7 protein-coding genes are annotated in these 15,592 nt (G+C 72.8%); 2 read left to right on the top strand and 5 right to left on the bottom strand.

Going from position 1 to position 15,592, the window contains the following annotated elements; translation table 11 throughout:
• Positions 1 to 17: 17 nt before the first annotated feature.
• On the bottom strand, positions 18 to 8,243 hold the full coding sequence (locus tag ACZ4WQ_RS31865) for a type I polyketide synthase (protein WP_398373490.1): 8,226 nt from the start codon (positions 8,241 to 8,243) through the stop codon (positions 18 to 20).
• Positions 8,244 to 8,429: 186 nt separating this feature from the next.
• Between ACZ4WQ_RS31865 and ACZ4WQ_RS31860 the strand changes: the two genes are divergently transcribed.
• Positions 8,430 to 8,903, top strand: coding sequence for a hypothetical protein (locus ACZ4WQ_RS31860; RefSeq protein ID WP_311725570.1), 474 nt, complete (start codon positions 8,430 to 8,432; stop codon positions 8,901 to 8,903).
• 168 nt (positions 8,904 to 9,071) lie between these two features.
• Positions 9,072 to 10,319: a cytochrome P450 gene (locus tag ACZ4WQ_RS31855; protein WP_385337077.1), complete on the top strand. Its 1,248-nt coding sequence runs from the start codon at positions 9,072 to 9,074 to the stop codon at positions 10,317 to 10,319.
• 13 nt (positions 10,320 to 10,332) lie between these two features.
• Here the strand turns inward: ACZ4WQ_RS31855 and ACZ4WQ_RS31850 are convergent, their stop codons facing one another.
• The 4 genes from ACZ4WQ_RS31850 to ACZ4WQ_RS31835 are packed head-to-tail and all read right to left on the bottom strand — an operon-like array spanning position 10,333 to position 15,545.
• Positions 10,333 to 12,369 carry a beta-galactosidase gene (locus tag ACZ4WQ_RS31850; protein WP_398373489.1) on the bottom strand — a complete coding sequence of 679 codons (2,037 nt, stop codon included), beginning with the start codon at positions 12,367 to 12,369 and terminating at the stop codon, positions 10,333 to 10,335.
• 2 nt (positions 12,370 to 12,371) lie between these two features.
• Positions 12,372 to 13,274: a carbohydrate ABC transporter permease gene (locus ACZ4WQ_RS31845; RefSeq protein ID WP_311725567.1), complete on the bottom strand. Its 903-nt coding sequence runs from the start codon at positions 13,272 to 13,274 to the stop codon at positions 12,372 to 12,374.
• Entirely contained in the window at positions 13,267 to 14,259 is a 993-nt protein-coding gene (locus ACZ4WQ_RS31840) for a carbohydrate ABC transporter permease (protein WP_385337068.1), read from the bottom strand. The genes ACZ4WQ_RS31845 and ACZ4WQ_RS31840 overlap by 8 nt, the downstream gene beginning before the upstream one ends.
• Positions 14,256 to 15,545 carry an ABC transporter substrate-binding protein gene (locus tag ACZ4WQ_RS31835; RefSeq protein WP_398373488.1) on the bottom strand — a complete coding sequence of 430 codons (1,290 nt, stop codon included), beginning with the start codon at positions 15,543 to 15,545 and terminating at the stop codon, positions 14,256 to 14,258. The genes ACZ4WQ_RS31840 and ACZ4WQ_RS31835 overlap by 4 nt, the downstream gene beginning before the upstream one ends.
• Between the last annotated feature and the right edge of the window lie 47 nt (positions 15,546 to 15,592).

Raw genomic sequence — 15,592 nt, 5'->3', positions numbered from 1 at the left:
TCAGGCCCACTCCCGGGTCATCCCGCGGCGGTGCCCAGCGCGCCGGTCCACGCCCGGATGGCCTCGGCCGTGGTGCGCGCGTGTTCCTCCATCAGGCTCCAGTGGCTGCCGGGGACGTCCACGGTGTCGTGCGGGGCCGGCCAGGAGGGCCGCCGGTCGCCGCCCCGCTCCGCCTCACGGCCGCTGTGGGTCCGCGGCTCCGGCAGCGGATCGGTGGCCCGGACCAGCAGCGTGGGGACGTCCGTCGGCTCCGGACACCAGCCGCGGGCCATCCGGGTGTAGGCCCCCAGCGCGGCCATGGACATATCGTCCACCGCAGCGTCGAACCAATCGCCCATCTCCAGGGGGACGCGGGCGGGCATGGCGAGCAGCCAGGGCTCGTCCTCGCGCTCCGGTGTGACGTGGTAGGTGTCCACGACGACCAGCCCGGCCGGCGGGGTGCCGGTCGCCGCGAGCCGGGCGGCGACCGAGTGCGCCGGGTAGCCGCCCATGGAGTAGCCGAGGACGACGTACGGGCGGTCGCCCACGTGTTCGCGCACGGTGGCGGCGTGCAGCTCGACCAGCGTCTCCCAGTCGCGCGGTACCGCGTCCCCCCGCAGGACGCCGGGGTGTTGGATCTCGAAGACGTCGCGCTCGCGGTCGAAGCGGGACGCCAGCGTCCCGTACCAGGACCCGCCGGGAGTGGCGGAGAAGCCGGGGACGCAGACGAGCGCGGGGCCCTCGGCGCTTCCGGGTTCCCCGGCTTCGCCGACGCCTTCGGCTCGCTCGGCGGCCTCGGCCAGGCGCAGCGGAGCGACCGCGTGCCGCGCGGCGTCGGCGCGGTCGAACACCGGCGTGGCGAGTGAGGCGGTCACCAGCAGATGCATCGCCGCGACCACCTCGCCCGTCTCGCACACCCTCCGGTAGAGGGAGGCCAGCGTCTGCGCGGGCCGCCGCTCATGGGGCCGGGCCGGCACGGGGCCGGGCCGCCGGGGCTCGCGGGGCGCTTCCTCCGGGAGCGCGTCATCGCCCGGCGAGTCGCTGAGAAGCGCGTACAGGTGGTCGGCGAGCTGCTGGGCGCTCGGCCGGTCGAACACGACCGTGGCGGGCAGCGGTACGCCGGTGAACGTGCTCAGCCGGTTGCGCAGCAGCACTCCGGTCAGCGAGTCGAAGCCCAGCTCGGTGAAGGGTCGTGTCGCGCCCACGGCCGTCGCGTCCGCGTGGCCGAGCACCAGGGCGGCCGTCTCGCGGACCAGGCTCAGCAGCGCGGGCGCGCGGTCGGCGTCGGGCAGCGCCGCCAGCCGCTGCCGCCAGGAGCCCTCCGCGCCACCGGGGTCCTGGCCCAGATCCGACGTCGCACCGGCGCCGCCGTCCCCGGGCCGGGCGGCCGGGCGGCCCGGGCGCAGCAGTCCGCGCAGCGGTGGCGGGGCCGGCGGCCCGGCGGGCGTGGCCGGGCGGGAGCGGTCCAGCGGCAGCGGGGCGAGCACCGGCTCCCCGATGCTCAGCGCGGCGTCGAACAGCGCCAGGCCCTGCTCGGGGGAGACCGCGCGTACGGGGGTGTCCCGGGTCCGGCCGGCGTGGTCGGTGCGCGCCGCCATCCCGTCCTCGTCCGCCCATGGCCCCCAGGCCAGGGAGAGCGCGGGCAGGCCGAGGGCGGTGCGGTGGTGTGCGAGGGCGTCCAGGAAGGAGTTCGCGGCGGCGTAGTTGGCCTGGCCCGGGTTGCCCAGCAGCCCGGCGGCCGAGGAGAACAGCACGAAGCGGGACAGCGGCAGATCCCGCGTCAGCTCGTGCAGATGCCAGGCCGCGTCCGCCTTCGGCCGCAGCACCGCCGCCAGCCGCCGGGGCGTCAGCGTTTCCAGCACACCGTCGTCCAGGACCCCGGCGGCGTGGACGACGGCGGTCAGGCCGGGCGCGTACTTCTCGATCACGGCGGCCAGGGCGGGGCGGTCGGCGGTGTCGCAGGCGACCAGGTCCACCCGGGCTCCCGACCGCTCCAGCTCGGTCCGCAGCGGCCGCGCGCCCGGGGCCGCGGGGCCGCCGCGGCTGAGGAGCACGAGGTGCCGGACCCCGTGCCGGGCGACCAGGTGTCGCGCCAGCAGCCCGCCGAGCGATCCGGTGCCGCCGGTGAGCAGGACGGTGCCCTCGCCCGCGAAGCCGCCTGGGGCGGCGGGGGCGGCGGCGTGCGGCGCCGGTTCGAGCCGGGGGACGCGCACCGTGCCGTCGGCGATGGAGAGTTGGGGCTCGCCCGTGGCGATGGCGGCGGGCAGCAGGCGCGCGGACTCGGGCCGGTGGTCCAGGTCCACGATCGTCAGGCGCCCGGGGTACTCCGACTGCGCGGCGCGCACCAGGCCCCACACCGCCGCGGCCGGGAGGTCCGGGGTCGGGGACGCGGCGCCGCGGGTCACCACCACCAGACGCGCTCCGGGTGAGGCCGGATCGGCCAACCCGGTCCGCAACGCCTCCAGGGCACGCGCGGTCAGGGCGTGCGTGTCCGCGACCGGATCGGTGCCCGATCGCGGGCCGGCCAGCGAGACGACGACCGTCTCGGGACCGGCGCCGCCGGCGGTGGCGGTGAGTGCCGCGCTCAGCTCCAGGTCGTCCGGGCTCGCCACGGCCGGGGCCGGTACCGATGCCGGGTCCGGGCCGTCGGCCGGGACGCCGGTCCACCGCAGTCGGTACAACTCCCCGGCCCCCGCGCCGAAGCCCGCGTCTTCCGGAAGGGGCCGGGTGGTCAGCGAGGCCACCCGGGCCACCGGCCGGCCCGCCCCGTCGGCGAGGTCCAGGGCGATGGTGTCCGCGCCGAAGGGCCGGGAGCGTACGCGCAGTTCCGTGGCGCCGACGGCGTACAGGGTCAGGCCGCCGATGGCGAACGGCAGCCGGGCCGGGCCCTCGGACGGCGCGGCCAGCCGTCCGGCGTGCAGCGCGGCGTCCAGCAGCGCCGGGTGGATGCCGTACCGCCGGGCGTCCGGGCCCGCCGCCCCGGGCAGCCGCACCTCGGCGAAGAGCTCGCCGCCCCGTCGCCAGGCGGACATGACGCCCTGGAAGGCCGGGCCGTACGCGTAACCGGCGTCCGCCAGCCGCGCGTAGGCACCGGTGAGGTCCACGGGTTCGGCGCCCGCGGGCGGCCACGCGGCCAGGTCGTCGGCCAGAGCGGCGGGCGGGTCCGACGGTGTGACCGCCGGGCCGAGCCGCCCGGTCGCGTGGTGCGTCCAGGGGCCCAGCGCCCCGGACTCCTCGGGCCGGGAGTGGACGTCGGCGGTGCGCCGGCCGGAGGCGTCCGGTTCGCCGAGGGCCACCTGGATCTGGACCCGGGCGTCGTGGCCGGGCAGGAACAGCGGGGCCGTCAGGGCCAGGTCCTCCAGCTCGTCCAGTCCGCACGCGTCCCCCGCGTGGAGGACCAGTTCGGCGAGCGCGGCGGCGGGGACGAGCGGGTGCCCGGCGAGCGCGTGGTCGGCCAGCCACGGGTGGGCGGCGCCCGACAGGTGGCCGGTACACAACACGCGCTCGGTGCCGGGGACGGTGGTGGTCTGCGTCAGCAGCGGGTGGCCCCGGCCGTCGTCGGCGGGCGCGGCGGCGGTGGCGGGGGCGTCCGGTTCCGTGTCGGCCAGCCAGTAGCGCTGCCGCTGGAAGGGGTACGTGGGCAGGTCCACCCGCCGGGCGCCGCTGCCCGCGTACACCCGGCCCCAGTCCACCGGCAGTCCGTGCACATGGAGCCGGGCGAGCGCGGCCAGAACCGCCCCGGGCCCGGACCCCCGCGGGTCGGTGCCGGCCCTGGACACGGCCGCGAACACCAGGCGTTCGCTCTCCCCGTCGGCCAGGGCCGCCAGGGCGGACGCGGTGAGGTGTGCGTCGGGGCCGACCTCGGCGAAGGCCGTCACCCCTTCCTTGCGGACGAGCCGGTGGACGACGTCCCCGAAGCGCACGGCCTCGCGGGCGTGCCGTACCCAGTACCCGGCCGAGCGCAGATCCTCCCCGGTGGCCGGGCGCCCGGTCAGCGCGGATACGACGGGGATGCGCGGCTCTCCGTACTCAGGCCGCGCGGCCACCCGGCCGAACTCCTCGAGCATGGGCTCCACCAGCGGGGAGTGGAAGGCGTGGCCGACCCGCAGCCGTGTGGTGCGGCACCCGCGTGCGGCCAGGCGTTCCGCCACGGCGAGCACAGCCGCCTCGTCGCCCGAGAGGACCACCGACCGCGGGCCGTTGACCGCGGCGACCGCGACCCGGTCCGCCGGCGTTTCGGCGGCCCTCGCCAGTTCCTGGGCCACTTCTTCCTCGGAGGCCTCCACGGCCACCATGGCTCCGCCCGAGGGCAGCTCCCGCATCAACCGGCCCCGGGCCGCGACCAGTTCGACCGTGTCCCGCTCGGACAGGACGCCGGCCACGTGAGCCGCCGCCAGCTCACCGACGGAGTGTCCCGCCAGGAAGTCCGGCCGTATCCCCCAGGACTCCAGCAGCCGGAACACGGCCACCTCGAAGACGAAGAGCCCCGCCTGCGAGAAGTCCGTGCGGTCCAGCAGAGCGGCGTCCTCGGTGCCCTCGGCGGCCCACAGCACGGTGCGCAGCGGCCGCTCGAGGCGGGCGTCGAAGTGGTGGCAGAGTCCGTCGAAGGCCGTGGCGAACGCCGGGAAGGCGTCGTACAGCGCGCGCCCCATGCCCGGCCACTGGGCGCCCTGGCCGGTGAACAGCAGGGCCAGCCGCCCGGCGCGCCCCGGGGTGCCGGTGGTCTCGACGCCGGGTGGCAGGGAGGGATGGCGGTCGTCGTCATGTTCCGCCAGCGCGTCCAGGGCGGCCAGCAGCGCCTCGCGGTCCCCGGCGGGCACGGTGGCCCGGTGGGCGAGCGCGGGACGGGTGGTGGCGAGCGAGAAGGCGACGTCCAGCGGGGCGAGTTCGGGCCGATCCCGCAGCAGGGCGGCGATCCGCCGGGCCTGGGCGCGCAGGGCCCGCGGGCTCGCGCCGGAGAGCGGCAGCGGCGGCACGGCCTCCGCACGCCGCGGGCGGCCGGGTTGCGGCTCCAACGGCGCGCCGGTTCCGAGGTGTTCGGGCCTGGCTTCTTCGAGGATGACGTGGGCGTTGGTCCCGCCGATACCGAACGCCGACACCCCGGCCCGGCGCGGGTTGCCGGGCGCCGGCCGCCACGGCCGCTCCTGCGCCAGCAGCCGTACGGTGCCCGGGGACCAGTCCACGCGCGGGGACGGCTCCTCGGTGTGCAGGGTGCGGGGCAGCCGTCCGTGGCGCATGGCCATGACGGTCTTGATGACCCCGCCGACACCGGCTGCGGCCTGGGTGTGCCCGATGTTGGACTTGAGCGCGCCCAGCCACAGCGGCCGGTCCGCGGGCCGGTCGCGCCCGTAGGTGGCCAACAGCGCCTGGGCCTCGATGGGGTCGCCGAGCGCGGTGCCGGTGCCATGGGCCTCGACCGCGTCGATGTCGGCAGGCGACAGCCCGGCGGCGGCCAGCGCCTGCTGGATCACCTGTTGCTGGGCGGGTCCGTGGGGCGCGGTCAGCCCGTTGGAGGCGCCGTCGGAGTTGACGGCGGAGCCGCGGAGCAGGGCGAGCACCGGGTGGCCGTTGCGCCGGGCGTCGGAGAGCCGCTCCAGCAGCACCAGGCCGACGCCCTCGCCCCAGCCGGTGCCGTCGGCGGCGGCGGAGAACGGCTTGCAGCGGCCGTCCGGCGCCAGCCCGCGCAACCTGCTGAACACCACGAACGGCTTGGGGCCCGCCATCACGGTGACCCCGCCGGCCACGGCCAGCGAACACTCGCCGGCCCGCAGCGCCCGCGCGGCCCAGTGCATCGCCACCAGCGAGGACGAGCAGGCGGTGTCCACCGTCACGGCGGCCCCGCGCAGGCCCAGGGTGTAGGCGATACGGCCGGATGCCACGCTGCCCGCTCCGCCCAGCGCGAGATGCCCCTCCAACTCGTGGCGGTCGCGGTGCAGATGGCGGGAGGCGTAGTCGTCGTGCATCAGGCCGACGAAGACACCCGTGTCGCTGCCGCGCAGCGCCACCGGGTCAAGACCCGCGCGTTCGAAGACCTCCCACGCGGTCTCCAGCAACAGCCGGTGCTGCGGGTCGGTGGCCAGCGCCTCCCTCGGGGACATCCCGAAGAAGTCCGCGTCGAAGTCGGCCGCGCCCCGCAGAAAGGCGCCCCGGCGGGTCACCGAGGTGCCGAGACGGTCCGGGTCGGGGTCGTAAAGACGGGGCAGGTCCCAGCCGCGGTCGGCGGGGAAGTCCGAGGTGGCGTCGGTGCCGTCGGCGACCAGCCGCCACAGGTCCTCCGGAGTGGCCACCTCGCCCGGATAGCGGCAGGCCATGGCGACGATGGCCAGCGGCTCCCCGTCGGGCTCGGCCGGCCCGGGGCGGGCGGCGCGGGTGGTGGCCGCCGGGGTCGGGTCCCGGTCGCCGAGCAGCGCGATGCGCAGGTGTTCCGCCAGGGCGGCGGGCGTCGGGTGGTCGAACACCAGGGTCGCGGGGAGGGCGAGACCGGTGGCCGCCGCGAGCCGGTCGCGCAGCAGCACGCCGCCCAGGGAGGTGATCCCGGAGGCGGTGAAGGGCTGTTCGGGCCCCAGTTCGGGCCCGGGGACGTCACCGGTGCGCGCGGCCAGGTCGAGGACGAGGCGCAGCACGGTGTCCCGCCGGTGCGCCGCGGGCAGGGAGCGCAGCCGCTCGCGCAGCGCCTCCGAGGCGGTGTCGCGCGCCTGGGCCAGCCGTTCGGCCAGGTCGCGGGTGAGTTCGCGGCGGAGGATCTTGCCGGAGGGGGTGCGGGGCACGGACCCGGTCTCGTACACCTCGTCGGGCACTTTGAAGGCCGACAGCCGCTCCCGGCACAACGCGAGCAGCCGCGCGGTGTCGACACCGCCGGGGCCGGGGACGACCAGGGCGACCGGCACCTCGCCGAGCACATCGTGCGGCCGACCGACGACGGCCGCGTCGGCGACTCCGGGGCAGTCCAGCAGGGCGTGTTCCACCTCGGCCGGGTTGATGTTCTCGCCGCCGCGGATGATCAGCTCCTTGACCCGGCCGGTGACCTTGAGATGGCCGTGTGCCACGCGGCGGCCGAGGTCTCCGGTGCGGTACCAGCCGTCGCGCAACACGAGCGCGGTGGCCTCCGGGCGGTTGTGGTAACCGCTCATCAGGTTGGGCCCGTGGACCCAGATCTCGCCCTCCTCCCCCTCGGCCACCTCTTCGCCGGTGAACGGGTGGGTCAGCCGCACCGTGACCCCGGGGAGCGGCGGACCGCTGGTGTCGTCGGACCGGGGACCGTCGAGCCGGTTGACCGCGATCTTTCCGCAGGTCTCGGTGGAGCCGTAGCCGTCGAGCAGGGGCGTGCCCAGCAACTCCTCGACCTCGGCCCGCAGTCGCGGCGGACAGGGCGCGCCCGCGGTGAGGCACACCCGCAGTTCGGACACCGGCCGCGGTGTGCCGCGCAATGTTTCCACCAGCAGGTGGTAGGTGGTGGGCACCCCGGTCAGGACGGTGCACGACTGCTCGGCGAGGGCCTCGGCGAGGTTGGCGCCCCCGGCGCCCCGCTCAAGGAGATACGCGCTCGCTCCCACCGCGATCACGCCCAGCACGCACACGGAGTTCGCCAGCGCGTGGAACATCGGCAGGGGCCACAGCAACCGGTCGCGCGATTGAAGCCCGTACGCCGGGACGTAGGCCGCCGCCACCGACCACAGGGCGGCCCGCTGCGTGGTCACCACGCCCTTGCTCTCCCCGGAGGTGCCCGAGGTGTAGATGATCCAGGCCGGTTCGTCGAGGCCGAGGTCGTCCCGTGGCGCGAGGCCCGGATCCGTCCGGGCCAGCTCCTCGAAGGCCACCGCTCCGTCCGGCGCCGCCGCCGGGAGCCCGTCGGCGCCGACCACCAGGACGAGCAGCCCCGGCCGCCCGGCCGCGACCCGGGCGAGCCGGGGCAGCAGTGTCTCCTCGGTGACGATGGCCACCGCGCCGCTGTCGTCGAGGAAGTACTCCAACTCCCCTTCCGTCGCCGTCGAGTTGAGCGGCACCCCAACCGCCCCGGCCCGCAGGACCCCAAGACGGCTCTCCACCTGCTCCACCCGGTTGCCCAGATGCAGCGCCACCCGGTCCCCGGGCCGGACACCCAGCCGTGCCAGATGGCCCGCCACCCGCCCGGTCCGCGCCTCCAGGTCCGCGTAGCCGACGCCCCGGCGGGCGTCCTCGTACGCGATCTTGTCTCCGGTCCGTGCCACGTGCCGCTTGAGTAACTCCGGCAGCTCGCGGATCAACTCGCCGTGCTCTTCCGCCATTCCACACCCTCTCGACCGCGGGGCGCCTGGCTTCCGCCCCCGCCCGCTCACCGTAGGCGGCCGTCGGCGGCGAGGGAGCGAGGCGCGCGGAGCGCCACCCGCTCCAGGGGCGGCATGGCCGTGCGACACCGCGTTTCCGCTGGCTGTTAGGTTGGCACTCCTTGTTTTGCATACGGAGGAGAAGAAGTGCGCAAGGCGGCACACATGGTGGTCACGTCGGTCGTCGTGGGCCTTTTGGTCAGCGGCTGCGGTGGTGGCGACGACGACAAGACAGATGCGAAGCCCAAGGGCGCGACCACCACCGCCGAGCAGCAGTCGAAGAGCCCCGAGCCGTCGGCCCAGGGCTCGATGATCGAGCGTGCGGCCGGGTCCTGGAAGTCCATCGTCGAGGCGAAGGACACCGGCCTGGAGACCCTGACGATCGCGGACGGCAAGGTCACCGCCAAGGGGCCGAAGCTCGACTGCACCGGGACGTTGAAGTCGGGCGAGAAGGCGGGCAAGGAGGCGCCCACGCTGACGCTGACCTGCAAGGGCGGCGGTGACGGGGACCGGGGTGTGGGCACGGTCGGGATGAAGGACGACGACAAGCTCGCGATCGACTGGGCGGGCCCCGAAGGCGGCTTCGGCGGCCTCGTCGAGAGCTTCCGCAAGGTCGGCTGAGACACCCACGCTCCACCAACCTCGGCGGCGGACGCGGGCGTCCGCCGCCGAGGTGTTTCCGGCCCTTTCCACGTCGGCCACTCCGACACACCCCACGGCGGCCGTTCCGTGGGATAGGCTTTTTGATCTCCGGTCCTACAGGCGCCGACAACTGCAGAACGGACAGCAATGGACGCGATATCCCCCGTTCATCTCGCCCCCGAGCCGACCGACCTCCATGGTGTCGAAGGCGCGGCCCTGCGGGCCGCGGGCCCGGTCGCCACCGTGGCGCTTCCCGGCGGAGTGGTGGTCAAGGCGGTCACCACCCGCGAAGCAACTGCCCAGGTTCTGAACGACCCACGGTTCTCCAAGAGCCTCCGGCACTGGGGTGCCCACCGGCGCGGGGAGATCCCCGCCGAGTGGCCGCTGCTCTTCATCCTGGAGGGCGAGGGGCTGCTCAACTCCGACGGCGACCTCCACCGCCGACTGCGGCAGCCCATTCAGCGCGCCTTCTCCCCGCGCCGGGTGCGGGATCTGCGCCCGCGTATCGAGTCGGTCACCGACCGGCTGCTGGCCGCCCTGGACGATGTGGCACCGGGTCAGGAGACCGATCTGCAGTCCCGTTTCGCGCTGCCGCTTCCCCTGGACGTCATCTGCTATCTGCTCGGCGTGCCCGAGGAGGGCGGTCTGCGCGAGGAGCTGCACGTGCTGTCGGCGGCCGCGTTGAGCACCGACGACGGGGCCGAGGACCTCCAGCGCACGATGGCGGAGCGCTTCCCGGCCACCCTGATGACGATAATCGAGCGCAAGCGCGCCGCCGGCGACACCGACGACCTCACGATGGACCTGGTCGAGGCCATGGACCAGGGTGAGCTGACGGTGCCGGAGGTGATCGGCAACCTGGTGGTCACCGTCATCGGCGGCCACGAGACCACGGTGACCCTGATCTGCCACGCGGTGCGGGGGCTGTTGACGCACCCCGAGACCCTGGCCGCCGCCAAGGCCCGGCAGGCGGCGGGCGAGGACCCGTGGCCGGATGTGGTGGAGGAGGCCCTGCGCTGGGAGTCCCCGGTGCGCACCCTGCTGTTCCGCTACGCCACCGAGGATGTGTCCGTGGCGGGCGGCGGCATCGTCCGCGAGGGAGAGGCGGTGCTCCTCCCCCTCGCGACCATCAACCGCTGCCCCCACGCCTTCACCGAGCCCGACCGGTTCGACCCCGACCGGCCGGACGCCTCCCGCCATCTCTCCTTCGGCTACGGCGCCCACCGCTGCCCCGGGGCGTCCCTGGCCAAGGTGGAGGCCGAGATCGCCCTGCGGCGGCTGTTCGAGACCTTCCCGGATATCGCCCTCGCCCAAAGGCCCGCTCCGCGTGCCGCGTCGCTGGGCATGAACAGCTACCGGGAGCTGCCGGTCGTTCTGCGCCCCGCCACCAGCTGAGCGTCTTCGTACGTCACTTCTGGACCCGCTCGGTGTTCTCGAACCGCACCACCGAGACACCGAGCGGCGCCACCTCGAGGGTTGCCCCGGTCTTCGCCCCGGAGATCAGGTCGAGCCCGTCCGCCGCGAGCCGGACCTCGACGGGTTCCGTCTCGGAGTGGTTCAGGAGGAAGAGGTACTCGGCGTCGTCGCCGATACGCCGGGCCGCCTCCAGGTGTGCCGGGGCGGTGTCGAGCAGCGGGATGACCCCGGCCGCCGTCACCGCGTCGAGCAAGGTGTCGCGCAGCGCGGTGGGTTCGAGGCGCGTGCCGATGTACACGACACGGCCGCGCCCCACCGCGTTGCCGAGGATCGCGGGCCGTCCCTCCAGGTGGCCGGAGGTGTAGGAGGCGAGCACCTCCGCGGTCTCGGGGTGGATGCTGTCCTGCCACCAGTCGGCGGTCCGGGTTGTTCCGTCGGCGAAAGCCACTCCGAAGGTCTCGCCGGCGCGTGCGGGCCAGTACTCGTCGATGTACGCACCGATCAGCGCGCGGAAGGCCCCGGGGTAGGCGGGCTGCCTGACCTGGTTGTTCGCGTCGACGACCCCGGAGAAGAACGAGCAGACGACCGTCCCGCCGTCCTCGACGAAGCGCGTGAGGGCGTCGGTGAAACGGTCGTCGACGAGATAGGCGTTGGGCACCACGACGACCTTGTACGGGCTCAGGTCGGAACCGAAGTGCACCAGGTCCACCGCGTGATGTGCCTCCATCAGCGGCCGGTAGTGGTCGGTGGCCAGCTGGGTGTAGTCGAAGTCGTTGCGTGGCAGCCCGTGGGTCTCGGTCAGCCCCCACCAGGCGTTCCAGTCGAACAGCACCGCGATCTCGGCCCGCGACCCGGCGCCCACCGCCTCGGCGATCCTGGGCAGTTCCCCGCCGAGCGCCTCGATCTCCTTCCAGGTGCGCGAGGCGGTGCCGGAGTGCGGCAGCATCGCGGAGTGGAAGCGCTCGTGGCCGCCACGGCTGGCGCGCCACTGGAAGTACAGGACGCTGTCGGCGCCGTGCGCGATCGCCTGGTAGGAGCCCAGCCGCATCCGTCCGGGCCGCTTGACGTTGTTCACCTTCCACTGCGAGACACCACTGGCGGCCTGCTCCATGAGGACCCAGGGTTCGCCGCGCAGCGACCGCATGAGGTCGAAGTTCAGCGCGGCGGCGACATGGGAGTCGTCGTGGCCGGGGTCGGGATAGATGTCCAGCGCCACGGCATCCTGTTCGGGTGCCCAGATCCAGTAATTCGCATTCTTGTAGAAGCGCATGTAGTTGGTGAGGACCGGGATGTCGTCGCGGTAGGAGCGGACGATGTCACGCTCCATGACGAAGCACTCCAGGAGGGCGTCCGAGACGAAGCGCTTGAAGTCCAGCCGGCGGGTCGGGTTGGACCACGACCGCGGCACCTCCGGCGGGTTGACCTGGTCCCAGGAGGTGTAGACCTGGGACCAGAAGCGGGTGTACCAGGCGTCGTTGAGCGCGTCCAGGCTGCCGTACCTGCGCCGCAGCCACTCGCGGAAGGCGGCCACGCTGGCCTCCCCGTACGAGGGCTGCCCGTACTCGTTGCTGATGTGCCACATCGCGAGCGCCGGGTGGTGGGAGTACCGCTCGGCCAGCGCCGTGGTGATCTGGGCGGCGTGTTCCCGGTAGCGGGGGGAGGCGGGGTCGAACTGGAGCCGGTTGCCGAAGCCGAAGCGCTCCCCGTCCTCCATGACCGGCAGGACCTCGGGGTGTCCGTGGGTGAGCCAGACGGGTGGCGCCATGGTGGGGGTGGCCAGGTCCACGCTGATGCCACCGGCGTGGAGGAGGTCCATCACCTCGTCCATCCAGTCGAAGGTGAAGCGTCCCGGCTCGGGCTCCAGCGAGGCCCACGCGAACACGCCCAGGGTGACCAGGTTGACCCCGGCGCGCCGCATGAGTGCGATGTCCTCGTCCCACACCGCCCGGTCCCACTGCTCGGGGTTGTAGTCCCCGCCGAAGGCGAACCCGCCGAGGCGCGCGCGGAAGGCGTCCATACGACTGTTCATGGCTATTTGAGTGCTCCTGTCGTGATGCCGCTGCGCCAGTACCGTTGCAGCGTGAGGAAGAGGACGACGAGGGGGATGGTGCCCACCAGGGATCCGGAGATGACGATCCGGACGAGATCGGGCTCGCTCATCGCGTTCTTCTGCCAGGAGTAGAGCCCGAGGGTGACCGGCCAGAGCGACTGGTCGTTGAGGACCAGCAGCGGTAGGAGGAAGTTGTTCCAGATCGAGATGAAGGCGAAGAGGAACACGGTGACCAGGCTCGGGAGCAGGATCCGCAGGACCACCGTGAAGAAGATGCGGATGTCGTGGGCGCCGTCGATCCGGCCGGCCTCGAGCAGTTCGTCGGGGACGGCGGCGCTGGCGTAGATCCGCACCAGGAACACCCCGAAGGCGCTGGACAGGCTCGGCAGGATCACGGCCCAGTAGGTGTTGATGAGCCCGAAGGAGTTGAGGATCAGATAGGTCGGCAGGGCGAGCACCGTCCCGGGGATGAGCACGCCGCCGAAGATGAGGCCCGTGATGGCGTTGCGGCCGCGGAAACGGTACTTGGCCAGGGCAAACCCGCACAGGGCGGCCAGGAAGGTCGAGCCGAGGGCGCCGCCTCCCGAGTAGATGAGCGAGTTCACCAGCCACTGCCGGAAGACGCCGTCGCGGTAGGCGAACAGGTCCTGGAGGTTCTTGAAGAGGTCGAAGTCCGAGAACCAGAGCCCGAAGGTGGTGTTGAGGTCGGCCGTCGACTTGGTCGACGCGATCAGCATCCACGCGATCGGGATGAGGAAGTAGAGGGTCAGCGCGACGATCGTCGCGGTCAGGATGAAGCGGGTGGACAGCGGCGCGCGGTCCCGCCGTGCCCCGCTCGTCCGCGGCGCGCGGGGGCGGCCGCGGCGGGTGGTGGTGTCACTCATCGGGATTCCTTCTCTGGAGCATGCGCAGGAAGCCGAAGGACAGCAGGAACGCGCCGATGGCGATGATGACCGCGACGGCGGCTGAGTAGTACGGCTGGTTGGACCCGAACGCGAGGTTGTAGACGATCATGTTCGGTGTGTAGTTGTACGTCACGTTGTTGGTGATCGTGCGCAGTACCGTCGGCTCGGAGAACAGCTGGAGCGTGCCCACCACCGAGAACAGTCCGGTGATGAGGATGGCCGGGGCCACCAGCGGCACCTTGATCCGCCAGGCGATCTGCCAGTTGCTCGCGCCGTCGATGCGGGCCGCCTCGAACATGTCGCGCGGGATGGCCTGGAGCGCGGCGAAGATGATGATCATGTTGTAGCCGGTCCACTGCCAGGTGGCCACGTTCGCGATGGACCACAGGACGTTGTCCTTGGAGAGGAAGTCCACATGGGCGCCGGCACCGTCGAAGAAGTCCACGACCGGACTCACCCCGGGCAGATACAGGAAGGCCCAGACGATGGACGCGATGATCCCCGGCACCGCGTAGGGCAGGAACGCGGCGAGCTGGAACAGGCCGCGCATCCGGATGACCGCCGTGTCGAAGATGAGCGCCATCACCAGCGCGAGGCCCAGCATGACGGGCACCTGGACGAGGCCGTAGAGCAGGACGCGTCCGACCGACTCGAGGAAGTCGCGGTCGGTGAGGGCCTGGGTGTAGTTGTCCAGGCCGACGAAGATGACGTTGGGGGTGTCGAATCCCAGTCCGCCCGACTTCTCGACGCCGTGGAAGCTCTGCCACAGCGCGTAGAACACCGGCACCAGGTGGAAGACCACGAAGAAGGCCAGGAACGGGACCACGAACGCCCACGCCGTTTTCCAGTCGGCGCCGAAGCGGCGTTTGTTGCGGCGCGACGCCGAGAGGCGGGGCGGGTCCCCCGCCTGCTCGGCCCCGTTCCCCGGGCCCCGGGTGGCCGGGTCGAGGGTTGGCGCGGTCATCGGACGGACAGGCCCTTCCGCTTCAGCTGCGACCGGGTCTCGCCGTCGACCTTCTTCATCGCGTCGGGCAGTGTCGTCGACTTGTTGATGACGGACTGCATCGCGTCATTGAGGTAGTTGGTGGTGTCGGTCATCGTCGGGCCCCAGGTCCAGGGGGTGGACTGGGCGCTGCGCACCGTGAACACCTCGCTGGGCACCTGGCCGCCGAAGTAGGGGTCGGGCTTCTTCAGCTCCTGGATCTGCTGCCCGGTGTCGGACGCGGGGAGGACGTCGACCGCCAGAAGCTTGGCGCTCTCCTTGCTGGTGTTCAGCCAGGTGATGAACTTCATCGCCGCGTCGGCCTTGTCGGTGACGCTGGTCAGGGCCGTCAGGGAGCCGCCCCAGTACACCGGGGCGGTGTCGCTCTCCGACCACTGCGGCAGCGGGGCGACGGCCCACTTGCCGGAGAGGTCGGGGGCGTTCTCCTTGAGCGCCGAGCCGCCCCAGGCCGGGCCGATCCAGGTCAGGTACTTGCCCTGGGCGAGCCCCTTGAACCAGGTGGGCTGCCAGTGCTGATCGCCCTTGGCGTAGCCCTTGTCCAGCATCTTCTGCCAGTACTCGGCGACCTTGAGGGTGGGCTGGTCGTCGAGGTCCACCTTCCAGGCGTCCTTGTCCGTGCCGAACCACTGGGCCTTGGCGTTCCACGCCAGGGAGGCCAGCCAGGCGCCGCCGTTGGCGGGGAAGGCCGTGGTGTAGGCCTTGGGGTGGGCCCGCTTGAGCTTCTCGGCGGCCGTCATGTACTCGTCCCAGGTCTTGGGGGCGGCCAGGCCCGCCTCCTTGAAGACGTCGGACCGGTAGTAGAGCACCTGGGTGCCGATGTCCTGCGGCACCCCGTACACCTTGTCGTTGACCTTGACCTGGTCCCATACGGCGGGCTTGAACCGCGACTCGACGTCATCGGTTTGGTCCGTGATGTCCTTGAGGTCGCCCGCGATGATCGTCGAGGTGAGGTTGGGGTAGTCCACCTGGGTGATGTCCGGCGCCCCGTCCTTTCCCTTGATCGCGGCCTGGAGCTTCGGATAGAAGTCCGAGGTGATCGACTGGAACTTGACGTGGATGTCGGGATGGGTCTTGTTCCAGAGGGCGACCGGCTTGGACATGTCCGACCACCCCCAGAAGACGATGGTCTGCTTGCCGGAGGAGCCGCTGTCGGAGGATCCGGACGAGCAGCCGGTGAGGACGAGGGCCAGGGCGGCGGCCGCCGCGGCGAGGCCACGGGGGCGGAGGCGTGCTGCTGAGTGCGACATGATGACAACTCTTCATTGAGTGTTCGCGGACGGGTGGACTGTGCCGG

It is taken from the genome of Streptomyces sp. NPDC028305 (assembly GCF_055569495.1).
The sequence above is the reverse complement of the archived record's forward strand: the minus strand, read 5'-3'. Positions and strand labels throughout refer to the sequence as shown.